Source organism: uncultured Methanobrevibacter sp., from assembly GCF_902801725.1.
Lineage (GTDB): Archaea > Methanobacteriota > Methanobacteria > Methanobacteriales > Methanobacteriaceae > Methanocatella.
This window is the reverse complement of sequence record NZ_CADCJB010000062.1, coordinates 1-6,532: the sequence shown is the minus strand read 5'-3', so window position 1 is coordinate 6,532 and position 6,532 is coordinate 1. Positions and strand designations below refer to the sequence as shown.

The 6,532-nt window shown below is 38.0% G+C and carries 6 protein-coding genes; 4 read left to right on the top strand and 2 right to left on the bottom strand.

Going from position 1 to position 6,532, the window contains the following annotated elements; translation table 11 throughout:
* Positions 1–48: 48 nt before the first annotated feature.
* From QZV68_RS09785 to QZV68_RS09770, 4 genes are read left to right on the top strand one after another with little or no spacing between them, the layout of a single operon-like run.
* Positions 49–114, top strand: coding sequence for a hypothetical protein (locus tag QZV68_RS09785; RefSeq protein ID WP_296880817.1), 66 nt, complete (start codon positions 49–51; stop codon positions 112–114).
* A 2-nt stretch (positions 115–116) separates the two neighbouring features.
* Complete coding sequence (gene hisI / locus QZV68_RS09780) at positions 117–524, top strand: phosphoribosyl-AMP cyclohydrolase (protein WP_296880816.1); 408 nt, start codon at positions 117–119, stop codon at positions 522–524.
* A gap of 1 nt (position 525) precedes the next feature.
* Positions 526–2,367 carry a PINc/VapC family ATPase gene (locus QZV68_RS09775; protein WP_296880815.1) on the top strand — a complete coding sequence of 614 codons (1,842 nt, stop codon included), beginning with the start codon at positions 526–528 and terminating at the stop codon, positions 2,365–2,367.
* A 4-nt stretch (positions 2,368–2,371) separates the two neighbouring features.
* Complete coding sequence (locus QZV68_RS09770) at positions 2,372–3,121, top strand: sugar phosphate isomerase/epimerase (RefSeq protein WP_296880814.1); 750 nt, start codon at positions 2,372–2,374, stop codon at positions 3,119–3,121.
* Here QZV68_RS09770 and QZV68_RS09765 read toward each other — a convergent pair.
* Together QZV68_RS09765 and QZV68_RS09760 are read right to left on the bottom strand one after the other, a co-directional pair.
* Positions 3,118–5,439: a DEAD/DEAH box helicase gene (locus tag QZV68_RS09765; RefSeq protein ID WP_296880813.1), complete on the bottom strand. Its 2,322-nt coding sequence runs from the start codon at positions 5,437–5,439 to the stop codon at positions 3,118–3,120. The genes QZV68_RS09770 and QZV68_RS09765 overlap by 4 nt on opposite strands.
* 169 nt (positions 5,440–5,608) lie before the next feature.
* Positions 5,609–6,532 (bottom strand): glutamate ligase domain-containing protein (locus tag QZV68_RS09760; protein WP_296880812.1); only part of this gene is annotated, 924 nt, incomplete at its 5' end.

The following is a 6,532-nucleotide window of genomic DNA, read 5'->3' as shown; positions in this document are numbered from 1 at the left end:
ATCATAGGTGCCAACGACCTTGCAGAGGGCAAAGTGACCGTCAAAAATATGATAAGCGGAGAACAGGAATTAGTTGACATCGATAATATTGCAGATTACTTAAAAGAGGAATGAATATGAACATAAACTTCAGACACGAGATAAACGGCATTAAAGTCATTACCGCAATTGCACAGGATGCTAAGACAAATGAAATATTGATGCTTGCTAATATGAACAAGGAAGCATTAATCAAGACCATCGAAACCGGAAAAGCACATTACTGGAGCACCTCAAGAAACCAATTATGGTTCAAAGGTGAATCATCAGGTCACTTTCAGGACGTTAAGGAAATCCTTGTTGACTGTGATATGGATGCAATCATCTTAAAAATCGAACAGACAGGTGCAGCTTGCCACGAAGGCTACCGTTCATGCTTTTTCAGAAAATTAAATACAAACAACAACATTAACATTGACGATTTGAAGGATGAGGACTTGGAAATTGTCCTTGAAAGAATCGTTAATCCGGAAGACGTGTATTAACATGAACCGAATAATACCAGACACAAGCGCAGTTATAATAGGTGCAGTAAGCGAAATAATAAGAAAGGAAGACCTTGAATATCCGGAAATTATTGTTCCAGAAGCTGTCGTTTGTGAACTTGAACATCAGGCAAACGCCAATAGAAGCGAAGGGCACAGGGGATTAAAAGAACTTCAAAAATTGCAGAAAATGCAGTATGAAGGGGAATTGGCCATCAGCTTTAAAGGCAGACGTCCGACCAACTATGACATCAAATATGCCAAAAGCGGTGAAATAGATGGTATAATAAGAGATTTGGCAAGGTCCGAAATGGGAACATTACTTACAAACGATAAGGTGCAGGCAGAAACCGCCAAGGCTCAGGGAATCCCTGTCTACTATTTTGAACAGAAATACATTGAAAAATCCCTCTCGATTGAAAAATTCTTTGACGAAAATACCATGTCAATCCATTTGAAGGAAAATGTCGTTCCAATGGCTAAAAAAGGAACACCAGGACACATTGACTTTGTTGTGCTGAATGAAAAGCGTTATACCCACAGGGAACTTAAAAAAATTGTTGATGAAATCCTTGACAAGGCAAAAAGCGACCCAAAAACATATCTGGAATCCGAAAAGGAAGGTTCCTTTGTAGTTCAGTCCAGAGAATATAGGATTTCAATTGCTTATCCTCCATTTTCAGAAGCTTTGGAAGTCACAATCGTAAGGCCAGTAGCCAACATAAGTTTGGACGAATATCGCTTATCAGACAAACTGCTTGAAAGAATCAGAACCAATGCAGAAGGAATATTGATTTCAGGTTCTCCGGGAGCTGGTAAAAGTACTTTCGTGCAGGCCATTGCAAAATACTATTCATCAAAATTGAATAAAGTTGTAAAAACAATGGAATCACCAAGAGACCTGCAATTGCCTGATGACATAACCCAATACAGTCCATTGGAAGGAAGCATGGAAAATACCGCCGACGTATTGCTTCTTGTAAGGCCGGATTATACTATTTATGATGAACTTAGAAAAAATACCGATTTCAGCATATTCGCCGACATGAGGCTGGCAGGAGTTGGAATGATTGGAGTTGTCCATGCAACAAGACCTATCGATGCAATCCAGAGAATCGCCTCAAGGGTAGAACTTGGAGTGATTCCGTCAATTGTCGATACAAGCATCTACATTGAAGACGGTAAGGTCACAAGCGTTTATGAAACCAAAATGACCGTTAAAGTTCCGACAGGCATGAAGGAAGCTGACCTTGCAAGACCGGTAATTGAAGTAAGGGATTTTGAAACTGGAGAGCTTAAAAATGAGATTTATACCTATGGTGAACAGACAATCGTGATGGATATGGATCTCGTTAACGGAACAGGCTCCGGGGAAAGCCAAAAATCATCTGTTGACAGAATTGCCGAGGCGGAAATTCTAAGAAAAATCAAAAAGATTCTTCCTAAAAAGGCCAAAGTCGATGTTGAAGTCATATCTCCTGAAAGGGCAAACATCTACATTCCTGAAGAATTCATCCCAAAAATAATCGGTAAAAACGGTAAAAGAATTGCTGAAATTGAAGAAAGCATAGGAATAAGCCTTGGAGTTGAAGTCATAGAGCAAAAACCTGTGGACAAATCCCCATTTGAAGTGGACATTGTTCATACAAGAAAACAATTAATCATAGACTTGGGAAAGGACAATGGCAGACAAAACTTTGATATCTACATCGAAGGAGAATATCTGCTTACCGCAACCACTTCCAAAAAAGGAGAAATTAAAATTAAAAAAGGAATTGAACTGTCCGATTTCATCATTGAAGCAATCGAAATGGGATTGAAAATAACCGCCAAAAGAAAGTGATAACATGAAGATAGGCACATCCACACTTGCAGGAATAGAACATGAATTAGATGGAACCCTTGAATTCATTGAAAATTTGGGGATTGAATATGCCGAATTGGTACACCAATATCCCACCGAATTCATTGACAAGGAACTGCTTGAAAGCTATAATTTAAAATACTCAATTCATGCCCCGTTCATGGACGTCAATATTGCAAGCCTGCAAAGCCAAACCAGAACAAACTCTATTGCACAGATTAAGTCTTCAATTGATTTGGCCAGAGACATTAACGCTGAAGCGGTGGTTGTTCACCCAGGATTAGCACCATTTCTAGCAAACAAATATTTCAAAGAAAAGGTTTATGAGACTGCAAACGAATCCATTAAAGAGATTGGAGACTATGCCAAGGATTTAGGAGTTATGGCCACCATTGAAAACATGCCAAGCTTTGAAGGCATGATCTATCAGAACATGGATGACCTGAATCAGATACTTTTGGAAAATGATATGTACATGACGCTAGACATCGGCCATGCCAACCATTCCGGATACTCCGCAGACGGCATGATATTTGATTCGATTAAACACGTACATGCACATGATAATTTTGGTGATGATGACTCACACCTACCATTAGGTGAAGGCTCTATTGATTTAAAATACATCATCAATACTCTTGAGTCAAAAAACTATAAGGGCATCTACATCCTGGAAGTAAATGATTACGATTCCATTAAAAAAAGTTATGAGTATATGAAGAAAAACTTCTAGAGAAGCTTTTTCTCTTTAATTTCCTTTTGGAAATACAGATATTTTGAATCCACTACCTTTCTAATATTTTCCGCTGTTTTGTTACCTATTCCTTCGACTTCCTGAAGCTCCTTTTCCGAAGCATTGATTATTCTTGAGACAGTACCGAAGTGTTCGAGTAAATTCTTAGCATTGACCGGACCTATGTTCGGCAGGGATTCGACAATGAACAGCTGCTGTTCCAATAAGCTGACTGGTTTTTTATCTGTTCTGATTTGAACAGGAGTTCTCTCACCATTTTGTTCTCTTACTGCGATTCTTTTTATCATTGCTGCTGTATCCTGAGCATTTCTGGTAGGAATAATGCTAATTCCAAAATCCAGTGCAATTGAAGCGATTGAACCTCTGATGGCATTGGCATTAACCATTCCCGCATACAGGTCATCACCTTCAAGAATCATCAATGGCTTTTTAAACTCTTCTGACAATTCACGGGCCTGTTTGAATAGTCTTTTATCAATTATTGAATCAACAAAATCCTTCGCGGTTTTTCTCTCAATTGCCACTTCGTCACTAACCTGATAGTCCGCAACAGCCATGGACTGAACTTTGACATCTATTTCCATTTCTGACAAATGTCTGATAACCTTTGAATTTCCCTCACGAGAATCAGCGTAAACAACCGGGAAATTGTTTTCTTCTTTAGGTCTTTCTATAACTTTAACTTTCTTTTCGTTTTCCATTCTTTGAACGGCAGTGGCATTCAATTCCTCTAAAACATCAGGATCAATCAGTTGATTTTTCATACGGCTTTCTTTATTGATGGAAGACCAATAATAGCCTTCATCCCTTGTTCCGTTGGTAATTAAAACCTTTACACGACCTGTTCTTTTACGACCTGTCCTTCCTCTTCTTTGAATCATTCTGACTTCTGAAGGAACAGGCTCATAGAGAATTACCAAATCCACAGCAGGAATATCAATACCCTCTTCCGCAACACTTGTTGACAAAAGAACATCATATTCACCCATTCTAAAAGATTTGATTATAGCTTTTTGTTGTTTTTGAGTTAAACCCTTTTCACCATCTTTAGTTGCTTGTCCAAAGAATTTAGCAGACTTGATTCCTTCTTTTTCAAGTTTCTGATGAATCATTTCAAGAGTGTCACGATATTGTGTAAAAACAATGATTTTTGATGAAGCTTCATCTTCGTTGTCTGTAAATCTTTTTGACTGGAGTTTGGTTTGACCATTTTGGGAACCGAGTTCCTTTTTAAGGATATTTGTCAATTCCCTTAATTTCGGATGTTCCCATCCATGCTTTTCAGCTTCCCTTGCAAGCTTGATAGCACGTGAAAAATTGTCATCCCACATCAATGATTTTGCCGCTTTTGTATGCTTTTTGCGTAATCTGGCCACATACTTATTGAAAGTGGATACTCCCTGAGTTTCAATCAGTTCCTGAGCATGCTGCAGATTAATGACGGCACTCAATATTGAAATAGCCTGAAACAGATCCTTATTTGGATTTGTAGACCTTGCAATTTCTCCCTGAATTCTTCCTCTCGCTTTTAATACGTCAGTCTTATTGACTGAAACTGTTCTGATGACACCCATATTCTTTAAGGCCTTCAGTCTTATTTTAAGGGCCTTGTCAACATTATCCTTGATTTTTTCCAGTTCTTCACTCATTTTGACTCTGACCCAATCAATTTCAACAGGATTAAAATAAGGCTTTACGTCAGTATCCTCTTCAGTCTTGACGACAATGTTCTGTATATACAAGTTTTGACAAACTTCCTTGATTTTTACCTTATCTGAACCGGGAGAAGCAGTCAATCCTAAAATTAAGTTAAAGTTGGATTCCTGAACATATCTGGAAGCCAAATATACATAAGAATAAGATCCGACACCGTGATGGCACTCATCGAAAACTACAAGTGATACATCGCTCAAATCATATCGACCATTCAACAAATCAGATTCGACTGTCTGAGGTGTTGCGCAAATGATTCTGGATTCTTCCCATCTTTTAACGCGCTCATCCGTTTTGACGGCACCGGTTATGGAAGTGCATGGAAGTGTTAAAAATTCTTTAAAGCTGGATTCATGCTGAATGGCCAAAGGTTTAGAGGGGGCTAAAATTAGCACTTTGGAATTTTTGACCTTGTTCAACCTGTCTGCAGCGACCAGAATAGCCACTATAGTCTTACCTAATGCAGTAGGTGCAACAACCATCGTATTTCCTTTTTTTAATACATCCCCTGCAAGAATCTGCTGATAAAGTCTTGATTCAATTGCATCTTTCTTGATTAAAGGATGATTAATATAACTTACCATAATAAACCTCTACAATCAATTAATACCTGATTATTAAAATCGGCCAATACCTTCCCTAATATTATTTAATTTATTGTTGATATTTAAAGTTCATCAGAGAGCATTTGAAAAGTAAAAACTAAAATACTTTTAGTAAAATCCGCGTGATTTTTAAATATGATGGAATCAATTATTCATTTAATTTCAAATCACCGACTACTGATTTGAATTTGGTGGCTGCCTCGCCAATAGCTACAATCATTTCACAATTCAAATTCAAAGCTTTTTTTATTCCATTGTAGACATCATCTTTATTGGCTCCAAGTGTGCCATCTTTTTTAAATCCACTTATATTGTTTAAAAATATCCGATCATTCAATCTCGGATTGTCATTAAGCTTCTCAATGGCAATCTTTTGGGATGCAGTTGATGCAGGAACTACAAATTTTGAAAATTTAAGTACACTGTTGAATATTTCCACATCACTGGAATAGCCTGATTCTGATGAAACTGTAATGACTGTAGTGAAATCCCCAAACAACTTTTGGAATTCCTTTAAAACTGTCTGAACACCTGCAGGATTGTGGGCATAATCCACAAAAATAGTCTTATCGTTTACCTTATCGACCTTTTCCATTCTTCCCTCAACACCTGTGAAGGTAGAAATAGGCCCCAGAATCTTATCGTAAGGCAACTTTAAAAATTCATGAGCTGCAATGATTACTCCAGTAACATTATAAACATTATGAAGTCCATCAATAGCCATTTTAACTGTCAGCTTGCCTTCAGGGGTGTGCAAATCAAAGGTCCTGTTATTCAAATCCACATTGGTTGCAATGTAGTCAACCTGAGGAGTTGTTATGCCGCATTTGCAGAAGTAATATCCGCAACCAGAGATGATTTCCTTAACAGCGATTTCATTGCCGCAGACACATTCCTTCAAAGCAATTGAATCGGGACGTTCATCAACTCCGAAAGTGATGATTTCACCATCAAAGTTCAACTTCCTCAATAATCCCATAATGGTAGGGTCATGACCGTTGACAATGATTTTTTTGCCGTTCAATTCCCTTATGAATTCTCCCTTAACGTTGGCATAATCCATAAAGCTTCC

Bases quoted from the DNA above. Each gene is read 5' to 3' on its own strand.
- hisI (WP_296880816.1), top strand. From the start codon at position 117: ATGAACATAAACTTCAGACACGAGATAAACGGCATTAAAGTCATTACC.
- QZV68_RS09775 (WP_296880815.1), top strand. From the start codon at position 526: ATGAACCGAATAATACCAGACACAAGCGCAGTTATAATAGGTGCAGTA.
- QZV68_RS09770 (WP_296880814.1), top strand. From the start codon at position 2,372: ATGAAGATAGGCACATCCACACTTGCAGGAATAGAACATGAATTAGAT.
- QZV68_RS09765 (WP_296880813.1), bottom strand. From the start codon at position 5,439: ATGGTAAGTTATATTAATCATCCTTTAATCAAGAAAGATGCAATTGAA.